General features: G+C 41.8%; 19 protein-coding genes and 1 riboswitch. Of the genes, 2 read left to right on the top strand and 17 right to left on the bottom strand.

The annotated features are described in order from the left end of the window. Positions 1–237: 237 nt before the first annotated feature. Positions 238–1,923, bottom strand: coding sequence for a dihydroxy-acid dehydratase (ilvD, locus tag K3T81_RS10210; RefSeq protein ID WP_106897519.1), 1,686 nt, complete (start codon positions 1,921–1,923; stop codon positions 238–240). 276 nt (positions 1,924–2,199) lie between these two features. On the opposite strand from ilvD, the gene K3T81_RS10205 reads away from it, so the two are divergent. Continuing rightward, complete coding sequence (locus K3T81_RS10205) at positions 2,200–2,673, top strand: divergent PAP2 family protein (RefSeq protein WP_238019808.1); 474 nt, start codon at positions 2,200–2,202, stop codon at positions 2,671–2,673. Positions 2,674–2,733: 60 nt separating this feature from the next. On the opposite strand, the gene K3T81_RS10200 is transcribed toward K3T81_RS10205, so the two are convergent. Continuing rightward, positions 2,734–3,558, bottom strand: coding sequence for an aldo/keto reductase (locus K3T81_RS10200; RefSeq protein ID WP_238019807.1), 825 nt, complete (start codon positions 3,556–3,558; stop codon positions 2,734–2,736). A gap of 143 nt (positions 3,559–3,701) precedes the next feature. Between K3T81_RS10200 and K3T81_RS10195 the strand changes: the two genes are divergently transcribed. Beyond that, positions 3,702–5,177 (top strand): potassium/proton antiporter, encoded by a 1,476-nt coding sequence (locus K3T81_RS10195; RefSeq protein ID WP_238019805.1) that lies wholly within the window; start codon positions 3,702–3,704, stop codon positions 5,175–5,177. Between the two features lie 168 nt (positions 5,178–5,345). On the opposite strand, the gene K3T81_RS10190 is transcribed toward K3T81_RS10195, so the two are convergent. From K3T81_RS10190 to K3T81_RS10120, 15 genes are all read right to left on the bottom strand, one after another. Then, a complete protein-coding gene (locus K3T81_RS10190) occupies positions 5,346–5,813 on the bottom strand; it encodes a GNAT family N-acetyltransferase (RefSeq protein WP_058950572.1) in 468 nt (155 codons plus the stop codon). Further along, the gene (locus K3T81_RS10185) at positions 5,789–5,929 is read right to left on the bottom strand and encodes a hypothetical protein (RefSeq protein ID WP_238019803.1); all 141 of its coding nucleotides are present in this window, start codon (positions 5,927–5,929) and stop codon (positions 5,789–5,791) included. Before K3T81_RS10185 ends, K3T81_RS10190 begins: the two co-directional genes overlap by 25 nt. 72 nt (positions 5,930–6,001) lie before the next feature. Beyond that, on the bottom strand, positions 6,002–6,304 hold the full coding sequence (locus tag K3T81_RS10180) for a hypothetical protein (protein WP_238019801.1): 303 nt from the start codon (positions 6,302–6,304) through the stop codon (positions 6,002–6,004). Next, positions 6,304–6,864 carry a GNAT family N-acetyltransferase gene (locus K3T81_RS10175; RefSeq protein ID WP_238019799.1) on the bottom strand — a complete coding sequence of 187 codons (561 nt, stop codon included), beginning with the start codon at positions 6,862–6,864 and terminating at the stop codon, positions 6,304–6,306. The genes K3T81_RS10180 and K3T81_RS10175 overlap by 1 nt, the downstream gene beginning before the upstream one ends. A 384-nt stretch (positions 6,865–7,248) precedes the next feature. Further along, positions 7,249–7,467, bottom strand: coding sequence for a hypothetical protein (locus tag K3T81_RS10170; protein ID WP_238019797.1), 219 nt, complete (start codon positions 7,465–7,467; stop codon positions 7,249–7,251). Then, a complete protein-coding gene (locus tag K3T81_RS10165; RefSeq protein WP_238019795.1) occupies positions 7,467–7,808 on the bottom strand; it encodes a hypothetical protein in 342 nt (113 codons plus the stop codon). The genes K3T81_RS10170 and K3T81_RS10165 overlap by 1 nt, the downstream gene beginning before the upstream one ends. A gap of 163 nt (positions 7,809–7,971) precedes the next feature. Then, complete coding sequence (locus K3T81_RS10160; RefSeq protein ID WP_238019793.1) at positions 7,972–8,289, bottom strand: hypothetical protein; 318 nt, start codon at positions 8,287–8,289, stop codon at positions 7,972–7,974. Positions 8,290–8,404: 115 nt separating this feature from the next. Beyond that, on the bottom strand, positions 8,405–9,088 hold the full coding sequence (locus K3T81_RS10155; protein ID WP_420830818.1) for an ECF transporter S component: 684 nt from the start codon (positions 9,086–9,088) through the stop codon (positions 8,405–8,407). Beyond that, a complete protein-coding gene (locus K3T81_RS10150; protein ID WP_238019791.1) occupies positions 9,064–10,704 on the bottom strand; it encodes an ABC transporter ATP-binding protein in 1,641 nt (546 codons plus the stop codon). The genes K3T81_RS10155 and K3T81_RS10150 overlap by 25 nt, the downstream gene beginning before the upstream one ends. Then, the gene (locus tag K3T81_RS10145) at positions 10,677–11,567 is read right to left on the bottom strand and encodes an energy-coupling factor transporter transmembrane component T (RefSeq protein WP_238019789.1); all 891 of its coding nucleotides are present in this window, start codon (positions 11,565–11,567) and stop codon (positions 10,677–10,679) included. Before K3T81_RS10145 ends, K3T81_RS10150 begins: the two co-directional genes overlap by 28 nt. Next, on the bottom strand, positions 11,564–12,409 hold the full coding sequence (locus K3T81_RS10140; RefSeq protein WP_238019787.1) for a DUF4430 domain-containing protein: 846 nt from the start codon (positions 12,407–12,409) through the stop codon (positions 11,564–11,566). Before K3T81_RS10140 ends, K3T81_RS10145 begins: the two co-directional genes overlap by 4 nt. Before the next feature lie 66 nt (positions 12,410–12,475). After that, positions 12,476–14,515 carry a DUF4430 domain-containing protein gene (locus tag K3T81_RS10135; protein ID WP_238019785.1) on the bottom strand — a complete coding sequence of 680 codons (2,040 nt, stop codon included), beginning with the start codon at positions 14,513–14,515 and terminating at the stop codon, positions 12,476–12,478. 294 nt (positions 14,516–14,809) lie between these two features. Next, positions 14,810–14,998: riboswitch (cobalamin riboswitch) on the bottom strand. 274 nt (positions 14,999–15,272) lie between these two features. After that, complete coding sequence (locus tag K3T81_RS10130) at positions 15,273–16,256, bottom strand: Gfo/Idh/MocA family protein (RefSeq protein ID WP_238019783.1); 984 nt, start codon at positions 16,254–16,256, stop codon at positions 15,273–15,275. Positions 16,257–16,273: 17 nt separating this feature from the next. Further along, complete coding sequence (gene hxlA, locus K3T81_RS10125) at positions 16,274–16,897, bottom strand: 3-hexulose-6-phosphate synthase (RefSeq protein WP_238019780.1); 624 nt, start codon at positions 16,895–16,897, stop codon at positions 16,274–16,276. Positions 16,898–16,911: 14 nt separating this feature from the next. Next, a complete protein-coding gene (locus tag K3T81_RS10120) occupies positions 16,912–17,865 on the bottom strand; it encodes a sugar kinase (protein WP_238019778.1) in 954 nt (317 codons plus the stop codon). Between the last annotated feature and the right edge of the window lie 12 nt (positions 17,866–17,877).

The raw sequence follows: 17,877 nt of genomic DNA, 5'->3' as shown, positions 1-17,877 counted from the left end.
CGTTATTTGGGGTTATTTGTTTTTATATAGTGATATATTGGTGTGATGATCGTATCTTGTTGGGGGTAGTGTTTGTGTGGGAATCGGAGTTAGTTTGGTTATGGTGCTGGAAGGTGATGTTGCGGTGCTCTCTGTCGATGTTACAACACTCAAAAGCGATGGTGCACACTCTTAGCCAATACCAAGTCGTTCTCAAAAAAGGCTCCTCCCAGCTATTGGGGGGAGCTTCTTATCAAACTATTTATCTAAAAAATCGGTAACGGCACCTTTGGAAGAGCAGGAAACATTGTGGGCATACTTCCCTAGAATTCCTCGCTTGTACAACGGTGGTGCTGTCCAATTGCTCTTCCGTTCTTCAAGTTCTTCAGCACTTACTTCCATGCTAATTTCCTTTTTATCAGAATCGATCGTGACCATGTCGCCCTCCTTGAGGAATGCGATTGGGCCACCAGCCTGGGCTTCAGGTGAGATATGCCCTACGACAAGGCCGTGGGTCCCTCCGGAAAATCTGCCGTCTGTAAGCAGTGCTACTTTTTCACCAAGTCCTTTTCCGACAAGAATAGCAGAAATCGAGAGCATTTCAGGCATGCCTGGCCCACCTTTTGGTCCAACATAGCGGATTACCAAGACATCTCCTTCGTTAATCTGGTTGTCCATAACTGCCGCTGTCGCTTCTTTTTCTGTATCAAAAACGCGTGCTGGCCCTGTATGTCGGTTAACCTTCACGCCAGAAACCTTCGCTACAGCTCCGCTTGGGGACAGATTCCCTTTGAGTACGATGAGCGGACCATCTGCCCTTTTCGGGTTACTAAACGGCATAATAACCTCTTGGCCTTCAGACAACGATGGTGCGTCCTCTAGATTTTCGGCAATGGTTTTTCCGGTAACGGTTAGACAGTCCCCATGCAAGTAGCCATTTTCATGCAATAACTTCATGACAGCTTGTACTCCGCCAACTCTGTGCAGGTCCTGCATAACATATTTTCCACTCGGTCTTAGGTCAGCAAGATGTGGTGTCTTTTCTTGAATTCTATTAAAATCATCAATAGTCAAATCTACTTTCATTGCATGCGCAATAGAGAGCAAATGCAGAATCGCGTTCGTGGAGCCACCTAAAGCCATAACGACAGTGATTGCATTTTCAAATGCTTCTTTTGTCATAATATCTTTCGGGTAAATTCCTTTTTCGAGCAAGTGATAAACAGCTTTTCCAGCATCTTCACAATCTGCATGCTTTTCAGCGGACTCTGCTGGGTTTGAGGAACTTCCTGGAAGACACATTCCCATCGCTTCTACTGCCGAAGCCATCGTGTTGGCAGTATACATCCCACCACAAGCTCCCGCACCAGGACATGCATTACACTCGATGTTATGCAATTCTTTGTCATCAATGGCGTTATTATTATGCTTCCCAACACCTTCAAACACGGAGACAAGGTCAATATTTTTACCGTTATGTCGGCCTGGTGCAATCGTACCTCCGTATACAAAAACGGCTGGTAGCTCAGCATTAGCAATTGCGATCATACAGCCTGGGATATTTTTATCACATCCACCAATCGCGACAAAACCATCAAGATTTTCTGCCCCAACGACTGTTTCAATTGAGTCGGCAATGACATCCCGGCTCGGTAGGGAGTAACGCATCCCCTGAGTCCCCATGGAGATTCCATCCGAAACCGTGATGGTGTTGAAAATGAGGGGGACCCCGCCAGCGTCCCGAGCACCTTTTTTACTACTCAGCGCTAAATCATTAATATGTATATTACAAGGCGTAACCTCACTCCACGTACTCGCAATCCCAATCATCGGCTTTTTGAAATCCTCTTCGGTCACACCAACTGCACGAAGCATTGCTCTATTTGGTGCTTTCATTGCACCTTCACTGAAAACTTTACTTTTAATTCGCAAATCTTTATCCATCTAGTATCCCTACCTTTCTTTCGAAACATTATATGCCTAATTTTCTAATAGTTCAATGTATTTTTTTGTTTTTGTGAAAGAGAATTTTTTTGATGGTAGAAATAAAATGCTTCAGAGATAGTTTTTGTCGGCAGGTTATTTTCTAATAAATTTCGGGAAAACAAGGTATGGAAATCGAAGAAAAATGAATGGCTTTTAAACATTTCAGACATGATTCGACCTAGAATTTATGAATAAATATTCTTCTACTGTCCAACTTAAGATGGAGGTGAGTTTATGTTAAATCGTGGATTGACGACTGCTTTGTTAGGTATTGGAGCTGCTCAATTATTAAAAGTCCCCCTTCACTATGTGGAGACAGGACAATGGGATTGGAAAAAAACGTTTGGATCTGGTGACATGCCTAGTTCCCATTCATCTGCTGTTACTTCCCTTACTACATATGTGGGCATGAAGAATGGGGTTTCTTCGATGGATTTTGGGATTTGTAGTATCTTCGGACTAATCGTTATGTACGATGCAATGGGGATTCGCTGGCAAGCTGGGCAAACAGCAATTGCCGTAAATGATTTATACGAACAAGTAGAGCATTTCGCTGACAAACATCCAGATATCAATTACAAAAAACAGGAAAAAGAACTGAAAGAGATGTTGGGTCATATGCCTATTGAAGTTGTTGGCGGTGCTGTATTAGGGGTGGCTCTTGGGGCACTAAGTTACCTGTTGGAAAGTGGAAAGAAAAAGGCATAAAAAGAGCAGGGGCACATCTTTGGATTCACCAGATGTACTCTGCTCTTTTAAGCTGAAAAATTAGATGTTGTCGGGGTTTTTCCCTGTTCGATCATTGCAATCCATCGCATCAATGAGACGCATTTCCTCATCAGTCAACGAAAAGTCAAACACGTCTGCATTGGCTGCAATTCGTTCTGGATTCGTTGATTTAGGAATGGTAATAATGTCGTGTTGAATGTCCCAGCGTAAAATAACCTGTGCTGGAGTCTTCCCATACTTATGCCCAATCTCCGCAAGAGTTGGATCTTCAAGCAAGCGACCTCTTTTTAATGGTGCCCATGCTTCCAGTTGAATGGCTTCTTTTTTACAATACGACTGAAGGGCTGTCTGTGTAAGGTGCGGATGGTATTCGACTTGGTTTACAACAGGTTTTACTGCTGCATTTTCGAGTAAGTGTTCGAGATGTTGTTGATGAAAATTACTCACACCAATCGCGCGCACTTTCCCTTCGTTATACAATTCCTCCATTGCTCTCCAGGTCTCAGTGTAGAGATCTCTAGCTGGCCAATGAATTAGGTATAAATCCAGGTAATCTAAACCAAGTTTCTGTACACTTCTCTCAAAGGCTTGCTTCGTTTTATGATAGCCTTGTTCATCATTCCAAACTTTTGATGTAACAAAAATATCCTCTCTCGGTACACCAGATTCTCTTATCGCCTGACCAACGCCCTCTTCATTTTCATAATAGGACGCTGTATCAATACTACGATATCCATGCTGCAATGCCGCCTTCACAGCATCGACCACGGTTTTCCCGTCCTCTACTTTGTATACACCAAGGCCAAATCCCGGCATCTTTACACCATTGTTCAATGTTACGGTATCCTGCAAGCTTGTGATCATGCATATCCTCCTCGAAAATTGTAGTATTCTACCTTCATTGTATAAGAACTAGTCAGAAAATCGCAAACCTTTACTGAAGTGTCAATCTGAATGAAAAAGGGTATAAATAAGTTATTAAAACAACATAGAACATGGAGAGAGCTATGATACAAGAAATCTATAACTCAAATTTATTTATACTTATCGTTTCACTTTTATTAATTTGCAGTATTCTGGCGGTACAATTTTCCGTTAAAGTAAATGCTCCATCTCTTCTGTTTTTTATTTTATTTGGAATGATTGCCGGCAGTGACATACTGGGAATTATAAATTTTAGTAACCCAGAAATTGCACAGCTTGTCGGGATGATGGCCCTCGTCATTATCTTGTTTGATGGTGGGATGCAGACACAGTGGAAAACGATTCGACCTGTGGCTGCACCTGCTATATCCCTTGCCACAGTTGGTGTGCTACTAACAAGTGCCCTGGTTGGGGTGGCAGCTTATTTTCTATTTGATTTAAACTGGGCCGAAGCATTTCTAATGGGTGCACTTGTTGGCTCTACCGATGCTGCAGCCGTATTCGCCATGCTTGCAGGTAAAAATATTTCCAATCGATTGGAAGCTACTTTGGAAGGGGAATCTGGCGCCAATGACCCCATGGCAGTTTTCCTTACTACAGCTTTAATTTCAGTTGTGAACCAAGAAGGAACGGGGCTTCTGGAGTTTATTGGGCAATTTATTTTGCAGATGGGCGGAGGCTTGCTCATTGGTCTGTTAATTGGGAAAATTGCCAGCAAATCTCTTTACCGGATCAAACTATCCTCGAGTGGACTATACCCATTACTTGCCATATCCTTTGCATATTTAGCATACAGTATCGGTTCCCTCTTGAATGCGAGTGGTTTACTTGCTGTATATGTAACCGCGCTTGTAATTGGAAATTCGCAATTAAAACAACGAAGTCCGATTTTGCGATTTAATGAGGGCTTTAGCTGGATTGCTCAAATTGGATTGTTCGTCATACTGGGATTGTTTGTTGCACCAAGTGATGTATTCAGCTTTAGTATTATGGTAAAAGGGCTATTTCTGTCCTTGATTTTAATGTTCATTGCCCGGCCGGTAGCCGCCTTCCTCTCTGTTACAGGAATGAAGTTTAAATTCAAAGAGAAACTTTTCTTATCCTGGTCTGGCCTGCGCGGAGCCGTACCAATCGTACTTGCACTTTTTCCTTTACTTGCAGATCTGGAAAACAGTGCCTTGTACTTTAATATTGTTTTCTTTGTTGTGCTGACATCCACACTTATTCAAGGGACTACCATTCCTAAAGTTGCGTCAAAGCTAGGACTTGTGTCAACTCCCAATACAAATCCGATCTACACAATGGATCTCTTGTCTGTTGGGAAAACAGAGCTTGAAGTGGCTGAATACCAAATAACGGAACACAGTAATGCTACAGACAAGAAAATAAAGGACTTACATTTGCCTGAAACAGTCAATATCACGTTGATTCTTCGAGAGGGGAATACGGTTCCACCAAGTGGGAGTTTAACCTTAAAAACTGGTGATACATTGTATATGCTTTTGCAGGATGATGAAATGAAGGCGGTAGAGGAAATTTTCGAAGCTGAAGAAAAGTAAAAATGGTGAGCAGGAACTGGTATTTGAAGCGTGCGCTAACTACATTTTTCTAAGTAAATGCAGATCCTGACGACGATCTTGAAGAAGAAAACATTTAATTGATCAATAGAAACGGAACCATGAAGTCAAGGTTGAAAATACGTCAATTATTCTCCAAAACGCATATGATCACGCACAAGTGTAACTCATCTTTAAAAACTCATATGTACTTCCATTTGTAGCTTGCATAAATGTCTCCATGTCTCTAAAGCCGATTTTTCTATATGCATTAATAGCTCTTTGGTTAAATGTTGCCACAGATAATGTAATTCGGTCAGGGCTATAAGAGCCTTCGACAAATTTTAAACTTGCCTTCAGAAAGGCATTTCCCATCCCTTTACCAGTTAAATCAGGCCTCATCCCTAACCCAATATCAATGGTGGACTCGTTTACCTTCTTAACGGAGAAGAAAGCAACTAAGTCCTCCTCCTTTTCCACAACAAACGTAGAATCCCCACGAGCCTCTGAATTTAAAAACTCTTCCATATCTTCCTCATCTGCTTCCATATCATAAAAAGAATAATCTCCTTCATAATGCCAGTTAAAGGCGATATTTTCGGCTTCTTCTTGTGTCATAATACGAAAAATATATGCCATTTTTTCACCACACTTAGATTTTTAAATTTTCTATGTAAGTATTTAGCGATCGTCGTTTTGCCGCCACCTGAAACTCCTGCAATAGCGATAACTTGTGGCTTCATTCGATTATTCATAGCATTCTCCTAGTTTTTGTAGTATGGAGAGGTCAACTGAAATAACGACCTTTATTATTATAATCTAATCCTCTACTCATTTGCTTGGTGCTTATTATTCTTATAAAAGTAGATTGCCAAACCATGAACGATAAAATTTATCAACACCAATACCCACAGTGAATCACGGTACAACGAATACGAAATATCGAATATAGAGTGCGAAATCTCCAACAGTAGCCAGCCAATTGGAAGAATTGGCACTGTGACTCTATTTGACTTATTTAAAATCTCTTCTCCTCGTTCTCCTTTCCCTTCTTTTCCCCAAGTGAATTTGAAAATAATGTACAGAGAAATAAGAAATAATGGGATTAATAAAACTCCTACTATTAACATTAATTACCCTCCATATCTCCTTCATGAATAATTCCATAATAAACAAGATCTTCATAGCGGTCTTCTTTTCTCACATGGTCTTTCAGTATTCCTTCCTGCTTCATCCCTACCTTTTGCAACACTCTTCCAGAGGCTGGATTTGTCCCAAAGTACCGTGCAAATACTTTATGATAGTGTTTTTCCTCGAAGGCAAATTGGATGATAGCTTGGGCAGCTTCCGTCGCGTACCCCTTTCCCCAGAAGGGCTCCCCAATCCAGTAGGCCACTTCACCGTTTTTATGTACGTGATGGTTTGAAAGTGCGATCGCGCCATATAACTGCCCATTTTCCTTATCTGTAACAGCAAACTCATAAGATTTATCTGCCACAAAACGTTCAAGATGAGGTTCCATCCAGGCTAGCGCGTCTTCTAAGGAATACGGGTATGGAAGATATAATGTATTTTGGTAGATGTTCATGTTATTACAGAGCTTTGCTACCACTTCTGCATCAGTCTGTTCAAACAACCTTAGCACAAGCCGCTCTGTCGTAATCGTTCGCAACGCTTGATTATAAAGCATAAATAATCCCCCTCAGTGAATCTCTTTTTACTTATAGTGCGTGTTCAAAAAAGAGGATAAAAAGGACCGAGGTCGGCTAAGATCGCAACGTCCTATTGCAACGCCGACACAAACACGTCCTGTGCGTCGAAGTTCGAGAAGTCGTAGCTTTGAGTACCGGGCTTACACAGGATGTGTTGACTTCTGTGTTGTCCACAGGACGTGGACGGTTTTAACAGAAGTTCAGTGAAATCTTTTAATACGTGAGGAACGGAAAAGCAAGCCAACGAGCTTCCACAGGATGTGGTGATTTCGACGTTCGACACAGGACGGACGTGTCGGAATTTAGTCGAAGGTCATCAGTACCGATGCGTCATTTTAACCGAATTTTTTGAACAACCTCTACTACTTCAAATAGATTTGGAAAGAAACTTTGTTATTACCATAGGACCAGACAGTACTATCTATTTTTAGGTTGGAACTAAATCTTTCAATCCAAACCTGTTTTGCGTTAAGTAATGCTGTTAATTGAGCAGAATTAAGATGCACTTCTTCGGTCTGTTCTGTTTTTTGAAAAACAAACACTACACATATACAATCTGTTTGATTTGCTGCAACCTCCATTAGTTGGCCTCCTTGTTGATATTTACTGCTTTCGAGGATTTCCACTTCATTGTCGTTACCACCCACCAAAAGATCAAGTAACTATAAAGTGCAAGTACAAAAATTGCCATGACATCGCCTTTCACTACGTTTTGCAAGAAGTACTCCAACTCATTTGACCCTTCAGGTCTTCCAATGAGATATAACAACGTTGCAATAGGGGTGATAAATGCCATGGCCAATGCAGGATAGGCTAAGTCTTCCAGTCGTTTTCTTCTAATACTCCATATTGCCATCACAATTGTTATCAGGAAAAAGAGAAAATACAGGGCCGTAAACCAAGGTAGCAGCGTCTCCCACATAAAAATCCCCCTTAAATTTGCTGTTATTTTGACCCTTATCATACCATAATTTGTATTTGTTTGAAAATTAACAATTGATTATATACAAGCTTCTTGAGGAGTGATTTTTCCCTGAAACACAAAAAAAGGAAGCAGTCGTATGCTGCCTCCCTTGCTTGTAAACTTATTTATGCCTTCCACTATGTTCTGTTTTAATTAACGTGCTCTCTGTCTTTGTTTCATCATGGACATCGCAATAATATACGACCACTTTGATATGATGGATGATCTGACAGGTGCGCGTATGACGCATAAAATTCTTCCAATAGGTGAATTCATGCTCGCCCCCGTCTACCTTTTCTGTATATGTATCCTGCGCTTGCCAATTATGTTCCTTTTCCTCTTCTGGGGTTACTGTTCCATCATCAACTTTTGCATAGGAAATTTCTCCACTTAGGAGGATGAAGAAAGCCCCAGCCAGCATCATGCCACGTTTCCACATATCATCAGCCCTTTTTAAAGATTCGGTTACCCTTAGTTATTGCCGGACAGGGCAAAAACATACATGGTTATCCGCCTTACCTGGTAGTAAAACCACCATTTAATGAAGGTACACTTTATTCGAATAAACCGTACTTGGTCTTAAAACGCTTTATAATTTTAATCCAAGCGTTGCTGAATAGAAACAAGAAAATTACATTTGAAAGCGCATGGGCCAAATCAAAATAAAAACTTGCACTGTAATATAAAAGAATCTCTGTCCAGCTTATTTGGTTGATCATGCTTACGACGAACCAAAGATTCATAAACCAGCCGAATAGAAAACCGACCCCAAATCCATACACACATCTACCTAGCATATGTTTCATGAACAGCGTGTTGCGCAACAGTCCTGCGGTCAATCCAATCATGCCCCAGGCGTACATTTGCCAAGGAGTCCACGGGCCCTGGCCTAAGAAAAGGTTGGAAACAATCGCTGCCAACACACCAATAACGAATCCACTTTGCGGGCCTAAGACAATCGCTGCAGCAATGATGACGAATGTGGTTGGCTGAACACTTGGTAATGAAGCAAATGGTACCCGACTCACCGCTGCAATTGCTCCAAGGATCGCAAGCATGACAAGCTCTCTGCTCGTCAATTTCTGTTTAGAAAAACGATACATAAAGGGTAGAAAGGAAATGCCCATGATAAGCAGACTAACGATCATATAATGTTCTGAAATGATTAAAGGAAAGCAACAGAGCAAAAGCAATACAGCGACACTTAGGATAATTAAGATTTTCTTTGAACGCGCCAATTCTCTTTTGCCTCCTCTAATGTTACAGCTAGTGGTGCTGCGGATTTTCTGGTCATTCGATTCATTACCGTTGTGTAATAGGTATTTCCCTTAAAGAAGGCTCTGGTACCCTCTGTAACCGAAATATCCCCCTGAAAAAGCATGCTACAACGTGTTGCATAATTTGCTGCGAATTCAACATCATGGGTCACCATTACAATGGTCAAACCCTGCTTCCTAAGATCTCCTAGTAATGTTCCAAACACTTTTTTCGAATAAGGATCAAGGCCTTTTGTCGGCTCATCAATTAACAAGATCTTTGGATCCTCGAGCAGTGTGCCGAGTAAAGCTGCTTTTTGTAATTCACCACCACTTAAATCAGCAGGATGCCTTTCCTCAATACCTTTGAGGCCAAATGTATCTAGCAGTGTAGCAATTATCGCTTCTCCATTCTCAACTGGGTGCTTCTTTACAATCTGGCTGTATTCCGCCATTAGCGTATCCTCAAGGAAATAAAGGGCGGGATTTTGCGGTAAATAACGAATAGCCATGTTCACCAGGTTTTTCTGTTTTTTTCCATCATAAAGCACTTTTCCATGTTGCGGTCGTAGAATGCCGGCCATGACTTTAAGTAACGTTGATTTTCCCGTCCCATTTGCCCCGAGAATAGCGAGCAATTCTCCTTTGTTCACAGACAGGGACAGATTATGTAGGACAGGTGCTGTGTCTTTGTTATATTGAAAATCGATTTCCTTTAGAGTAAATATAGGAGTTGCCTCTTGCTCTGCTTCCATATCCGAGTCAGCTGTTATGTTGTTTGCCAAAAGCCAATCTCTACCTTCCTTTACATTGGTAGGGATGCTTCTTGGAGCTACCTCTGGTTGAAAGTGTAGAAACAATCTAGAAGCACTTGGTAAAAAATAGTTTAAAATAGGATGTATATGCAACATTGCGACAGCTTCACGGGGCGGAGCATCTATCTTCTTTACCCCTTCTTCTAGAACAAGGACTCTGTCGGCTGCAGCAAATAGTTCTTCTAGGCGATGTTCCACCATTAAAATAGTGATGCCAAATTCACGGTTTAACTGTGTTAACGTTTGGATAAACTCTTTGGCTGCAATTGGGTCTAACTGTGCTGTAGGTTCATCAAGCAATAAGAGGTCTGGTTCCAGTAAAAGAACGGACACCAAATTCACTTTTTGCTTTTCCCCTCCTGAAAGCTCACTTGTTTTTTTATCTAGCAGGTGAGTTAGTCCAAAGTAGTGCGTCATCTCGGCAACTTTTTTGCGCATGTCTTCCGTCTGATAGCCTTTATTTTCCATACCAAATAACAGCTCTTCCATAACATTATCCATCACGATCTGATTTTCCGGGTCCTGAAAAACAATGCCAATGTCATCTGGTGGCTTGTTTTGCTTCTCAAGCTGGGTTCCTTTATAAAAAATGCTCCCCTCCAGCTTTCCATGTGGGGCTATTTCTTGTTTAAGAAGATGTAATAAGGTTGTTTTGCCACTACCTGATGCACCGCAAAGCACCACAAACTCTCCTTTATGTATGTGAAAATCCACTTCTTTTAATGCTGGTTTTTCTTCCAGTGGATAGGTGAAACTTATATTTTTTGCAGATAAAATTTCCATTTTGCTACTTCCTTCCCTTCTAACCACAGCGGAAAAGCGAGTAACAGGGTCCAGTTGGCGATAAAGACCCATTCCCTCTGTTCAAGTTGGGATGTCTCAAGGACAGGCAATAGAGACAGGACGCTATCTTCAAGCCACCATCCAAAAACCATGCAAGATCCTGTTACCAGTATAAATGTCAATGCGTACCAATCCTTGTTTTTCATGGTAAAGGCTTGGTAATGGGTGCGTTTTTGCTGACCATATCCCCTTGCTGACATGGAATCAGCCGATTGGATGGATTGCTCAAGTGAGCCTGTTAACAGGGCCTGTAAAAATAACATGCCGTTTTTTCCTCGTTCTTTTATGCTCCCTTTTGTAACAGAGAATCCCCTAACCTTCTGTATCTCTTCTATTTCCTTTAAGCGTTTTTTTAACAATGGTACAAAACGGACAGCAAGCATACTTAACAGCGCCCATTGCGGGGAAATGCGAGCAAATAAGTATAAAAACCGGTCTTGGCTAATGATTTGATTCAGACTTATAAACACTAGCAAGATACCTACCAAGGTTAACGCCAGCATAATCCCTTGTATTATCGCCTCAAGCATGACTTGATTGCCAAATAAATAAAATAAAATATGATTCCCTCTCCGGTTAAATACGGGGGTTAATACAAGAATAAATACTGCCAATGTAAGAATCATAGTTGACCAGGTTTTCAATTGCTTTCCTTTATCTATAAGAAAATGAAAGACAAGTAGAAATCCTACGCCTACTGCCAAAAAGACAGGATGTTGGGAGAGCATGAAACCAATTATGACAACGACATAATAGGCAAGCATCACAGCTGGATGAAAGGACCAAACACCCCTTGTGCTCATCCTTCCGCCCCACTTTCTTCCAGATAATTTGTGGTATAAAACCAGTAAATTACTTGGCCATCCTGTACAGGTGTTGCCCCGGCACTCTGTTTAATCAGCGCGCCATCAAGACGGATCATCCACCCACTATTTTGCCCTTCATCGAATTCATACAAGTTATCAATACCTTGAACATATGCAGTGGAGTTAGAACCCGTTACGCTAAATTGGATTCCCTTCTGCTTTAAGATCCTTCGAGTAATATCAAGTATGGTATCCCCTTCCTTCCATTCCACCCTTGTTTGCGGAACAATTTGACCTTTTATATCCCGCGCGTCAACTGAGAACGTCACATAGGAGGCTGGTTCTTCTGGCTTCTTGGGGGGATCCTGCTTTTCTTCTTTTTCCTTGCTTTTATCAGGTTTCTCTTTCGCTTTTGTTGGTGTCTCATTCTGCTTCGTTTTTTTCGTTTCTTCTTCTACCTTGCTATCCTGCTGTTTCTCTGTAAGAGGCTCTTCTTTCTGAGCAGCAGGTGCTTCTGCTTTGTTGGAAGTTGAACTGGAGTTTGCGTTGGTATCTGTGCTACTTGAACCGCTATCCTGTTTCTCTTCCTGATCCGAATTTTCTTCGGAGGAATCAGCGTTCGTTTGTTTCGATGTCTTTTCCTCTTTTGGCTCGGTTTCCTGCTTCGCTTTGTCTGTTCCTACTGGTTGTTTTTCCTGAAGCATGATTTCCTTTTCTGGTATTTCAGAAGCTGCTACAGGTTGCTCACCATTAGCAGGGGTTACTTCATCCTTTGCACAGCCAAAAGCAATGAAAACGATAAGACCAATCATGAACAACAGACTTGTATATCTTCTCATGCGTTTTTCTCTCCTTGGCTAAACATACAATCGGGTAACCATTCATCGATTACCCGATCTTTTGTCTTACATACTTTCGTTTGCTTGACGTTTTCTCCACATCAAGAAAATGGCTCCCCCAATAAGCAGAAGCACTAAACCACTTGCTAGGAAGTTAAAAGTATTAGTTGATGTATTCGGCAGTTTTTCACCAGATGCATTTGTTTGTTTATCACCCGCGTTTTCAAGTTGCTTTACATGTTCATTTGTTTCATTGTTTTTCCCTTTATCTGAAGTATTGTCTCCCTTTTCAGGTTTCGGATCTTCATCCTTTGGTTCGTCATCTGTTCCTGGCTGATTAGGATCCGCTTCCGGTTTTTCTGTATCTTTCGGATCCTCTGGCTGTTCAGGTTCATTAGGTGGTTCTTCTTCAACTGGTGCGGAGAATTGATAAACCGAACCAGTTCCGTTTACTAGCTTTTGATAAGCGACAAATGCTAATAATGCCTGCTGTGTGGACATATCAGTAGACCCACCATCAAGTAGGTGGCTATATCCGCCATCCTCCTGTTTAAACTTAACCAAATGCTGTAAAAGGTTGCCACCTTCTTTAGTAAACGACGGGGATGTTGGATCTGCTCCAACTGCTGCTAATCCAATGATAGCCTGTGAAACAGACTCACTAGAATCGCCGCCATTGAACGCAATATCATAGCCACCTTCAGCATCCTGACTTTCTGATAGATACGTTACAGCGCGATCAATTGCTGTTTTCACTTTTGGATCCTCTTTATAAGGAGCAAGCGCGGCTAGTGCCATTCCGGTAATGTCTGGACTTGGATTACTTCCAAAGAAAGACCAGGCTCCATCTTCTAGCTCTTTATCTAAAATACTTGTGATCAGCATGGTACGGAAATCTTCTAACACAGCAAATTCCGCACTATCTATCGCGAGCAATCCATAGATTGCCGCATTAATTGCCGGATCCCCCTCCTCCATCCAAGAGTGAGTTGCCAACTTGTCAATTAAATTTATGCCATTTATATCAGAAGCATCTTTTCCAGCAGCACTAAGCGCGATAATTATTTTTTCAAGTTCAAATAGATTACGAAATTCTCCCTCGTTATCTTTCACTAATGCCTCAATGCTTTCTACATAGCTATCAGGGATTTCCCGATTCGTATGGGCAACACCCCAAACCCACCATTCACTACCATAGCTTAGTTCAATAGATGCTGCATCCATGTAGGATAGAATATCATCAACGTTTGCTTGAACCTGCTTCTCGTTGATTGCTGGTGTTTCCTTATCTGCAGGTGTTTTGGATTCATCTTCGGTTTCTTCAGCTGGAGCATCTTCTTCCTCTGATGGTGTTTCTTCCTCTACTTCTACATCTTCAGGAGATTCATATGTAGTAACCTGCAATTGAACCTCTTGACCTTCCTGAACTGTGTGGTCAGCAATACTTGTAGAAAGTGCCTCATTATCCACCGCTACATTCCAATAATCATTCGGCCCAAGCTCTGTTTCTCCAACGTTGTTTACAAAAGTAAAATACATATCATCTACGGAAACATCGAGGCTCAGGTCCTCTTGTGCTGCCGCCTGATACAATGCATCATAAGCACTGGACCCTGTCGCAATGGCCACTTCTTTATTTATGATAGCGTTATCATTAATGTCGGTGGCTGTCACATTTATCGACACTTCAGGTGAAAAGTCCTCCAAATCCCTTAATGCAAATAAAACATTATCTCCATTCTCTACTTCGAAAGAGGATGCACCAACATCTGCTGCCTTCCCGTTTACATTGAAGGACCAGGAGTGGGTATCGGTTTCCAGCACTTCACCGATGCCAGTTACATAGTTTCCGAAATCATACTCATCATATTGTATTTCCTTGTCTTCTTTCTCGCCGGCTTCCAGTAATACTTCAAAGGCAGTGTCGCCTTCGTCTATTTCTATGGCCGTTAATCCAAACACTTCTTCACCGTTTTCATCAATTGCCTTTATCGTAACAGCATTATCCATAGTTGTAGCTTGAACTGGTTGTATAAATGTTAAATTACCGACGATGAGTAATAAACTAAGTAAAAATGCAGCGTATTTTACCATTCTATTCTTCATATGCCAACCTCCTTATTTTATTGATAAACGTCGCTATCGCCCCGATGAACTCATGAGAAAAACTCGCATTCGCTTGCCCTTTAGGGAATATGTACGTTTTTCTTATACTTGTCACATCAAAATTTCAACTGCGTCGTGTTTGCCTCCTTGCTGAAATTTTATACTTTCTCAATGTACAAAAAAATACACCTCTTCCCGAAGAGATGCATGCGTGACGTAGCGTATTAAACAATTATGTATACAAAGCTCTAGCTGTAAAATCCGCTGACACACCTCCCTATCCGCGTAGGTTTGAATGGTGTAAAAAAACAGGCAGGTCTCCTGGCTCATGATCTTCATTTTCTATGACCTTCCCATCAAGTGACAGTGGTATGCAATAGAAAACTCTCATTTACAGTGGCGGGACCGCACCGGAATTGCACCGGACTTCCCTTTTAATGAGCTATACCTCGGTATAGCCCAACCCATCTTTTTCCTATTCAATTACTTTCATGATAATCAACTCTAGGTAACTAGTCAACTTCCGATTTTGATTATTCGCAATAGATTAGTGGAGAATTTGGAAGGGATACCTGGGCTGGAGGCGTGGGATTTAGGAGGTTAGTCACACGAGTTTGCGGTTTCTCGCTCGACTTTGCTGACTGCTCGCTCGACTTTGCTGGCTTCTCGCTCGACTTTGCTGGTTCCCCGCTCGACTTTGCTGGATTCTCGCTCGACTTTGCTGCTACTTCAATAGATTTAAAGAGGACTAGCAATGCTAGTCCTCTCCTTCAAAATAAATCCCAGCTTGTTTTCGTGCTGTTTCGGTAATGGCAAGTACTTCTCGGCTAATCGCCTTCATTTCTTCATAGGCTGGTGAATCACCTTCCTGCATACAATCCAGAAACGCTTCAAGTTCATAGGCCATCACATTTTCCCGCTGAGTAGCTCCGTTCCAGGTACATTCCCCTTTCGAACGTGGCTTGTAATGGATATTAGAAAAGGCGCCAATATCATCAATGCTAATGGTTCCTGCCTCACCCTGAATTTCCGATTCCAAATAGGAGGTAGAAATTTTTGAGCAGAGGATGGTGCACACAAACCCAGGATATGTTAGCACTAAGGTCCCGCTACCATCCACACCACTAGAGAGCATGACTGGAGTATACTGCACATCAAGCGGTTTTCCAAACAACGCGACAGCCACTGCAATAGGATAGACACCTAGGTCAACCAGTGCACCACCCGCAAATTTCGCTGAAAAAATGGCTGGTTCCTTTCCTGCTAGTAGATCATCATAGCGAGAGGAATATTTCATCCGATGAAGGAGCACATTTCGCAGCTGCCCCACATCATAAAACTCTGCTTTTACCTTTTGAAAGTTTGGTGTATAAAGATTGCGCATTGCCTCGAATAAACGAACCCCATTTTCCTCTGCAACACGATGAGCTTCCTCAAATTCTTTTAGACTGGTAAACATCGGCTTTTCACAAATCACATGCTTGCCCTGTTCCAGAAATAACACAGCCTGCTTAAAGTGAAGCGAGTTAGGAGAAGCAAGATATACACAATCCAAATGGTCACTTTCAGCCATTTCCTGTAAATCCGTATAGTAATATGCTGCACCATGTTTTCGGGCAAAGTTTTCAGCTTTTACTTCTGCCCTTGAATGAACAGCACATAGCTCTGCTCCATCGACCTCTTTTATTGCTTCAATAAAGGATTCTGTAATCCAGCTTGTGCCAACTGTTCCGATTCTCATTCCATCCGCTCCTTACCCTATCTTTGTGGTAACAGCTCTTTCAGTTGGTCTGCTGCTTCACGCGGGTTTTCTGCCTTGGTAATCGCACTTCCAACAATGACAGTATCTGGTTTTCCTTCTATAATGTCAGGTAATGTCTCTGCATTTATCCCACCAGCTACTGTTACCTCGATATTATGATCTTTAACTAGAGCAAAAAGACTTGTATCAAAACTTCCTTCCTGTTGCTTATCCTTGCCGACATGTAAGCTTACTAAATCGACGCCTAAACCAACCAATTCTTCCACTCTTTCTGCTTTATCAACCTCTAGAAGGTCAATCATAATCCGACTTCCATGCTTTTTTGCTACGCGCAATGTATCGGCAATCGTAAGGTCGCCAGAAAATGCCATAACCGTCGTAATGTCTGCCCCAGCCTCAAATGCCTGTTTTGCCTCGTGTTTGCCAGCATCGCATGTTTTCATGTCTGCTACGATTGTTTTATCAGGATACCTCGCCCGTACCTGACGTACAATTTCCATTCCATATTCTTTAATAACCCCTGTGCCTACCTCAATAATATCAACTGACTCTTTCGTTTCTTCCAGTATTCGAAAGCATTCCTCTCGGCTTAAACGATCTAAAGCAAGCTGTAACTTCATACTCCACATCCTTTCTAGCGTTCAATTCGTTCAATTTCTCCCATTCTAGCTTGGACATCTTCATAATAAGGCAGCCCTTCATTATCCCCTTTTACACTAACGACCATCGAACCGATCGTTGCCGCAAAGGTTGCAATTTTCTCTAATGGCCAGCCTTGCAGGATTCCATAAAGCATCCCCGCATCAAAGCCATCGCCCGCTCCAACGGTGTCCACTACTTTTGAAGCCTTAACTACCGGTGCGTGAATGAGTTCCCCATTGTGATAAACAACTGCTCCTTTATCTCCCTGTTTAACAGCGATGTAGGAGACACCAAGTGTTTTCACCTTTTCAATAATCGTTTCTGGGTCATTCTCTCCCATGATGATTTCCATTTCTTCATCTCCTGCCAGAAGAATATCGACATGTGGCAGAATGGTTGAAAGTGTTTCCCGAGCTTCTTCTTTTGACCACATCCGCAAACGAATATTTGGATCAAATGAAATAAGTACATCGTGCTTCTTTGCTAACTCGATTGCCCGCTCAAAAATCGCCATATTCTTTGGATTTATTGCCGGAAAAATCCCTGTTAAATGGAGAATCCGTGCTGATGCAAAATAGCTTTCATCTAAATCTTCTGGTTCCATTTCTAGTACAGGAGATTTGTCTCTGTAGTAAAAGGTTCGGACATTGCCATCCTCCATTATTTCTTTAAAGTTTAGAGAGGTTGGGTAGCCATCAACAAATCCGATTTGCGATACGTCGATCCCTTCTCCTCTGGCAAAATTGTAGATATATTTTCCAAACTCATCATTTCCGAGCTTACTCATAAAACCTGTTTGGAGTCCAAGACGGGCACAGCCTATCGCTACGTTGAGCTCTGCCCCACCTATATTTTTTTCAAAGCCATTCACAAATTTCATCGGTCCAGTGGAAGATGGATTGAATGCAATCATTGCTTCCCCGATCGTTATAACATCTTTTTTCATTTTTTCTCCCCC

The sequence above is a fragment of the Oceanobacillus jordanicus genome (genome assembly GCF_022095695.1).
Lineage (GTDB): Bacteria > Bacillota > Bacilli > Bacillales > Amphibacillaceae > Oceanobacillus_B > Oceanobacillus_B jordanicus.
This window is presented reverse-complemented; position numbering and strand designations above follow the sequence as displayed.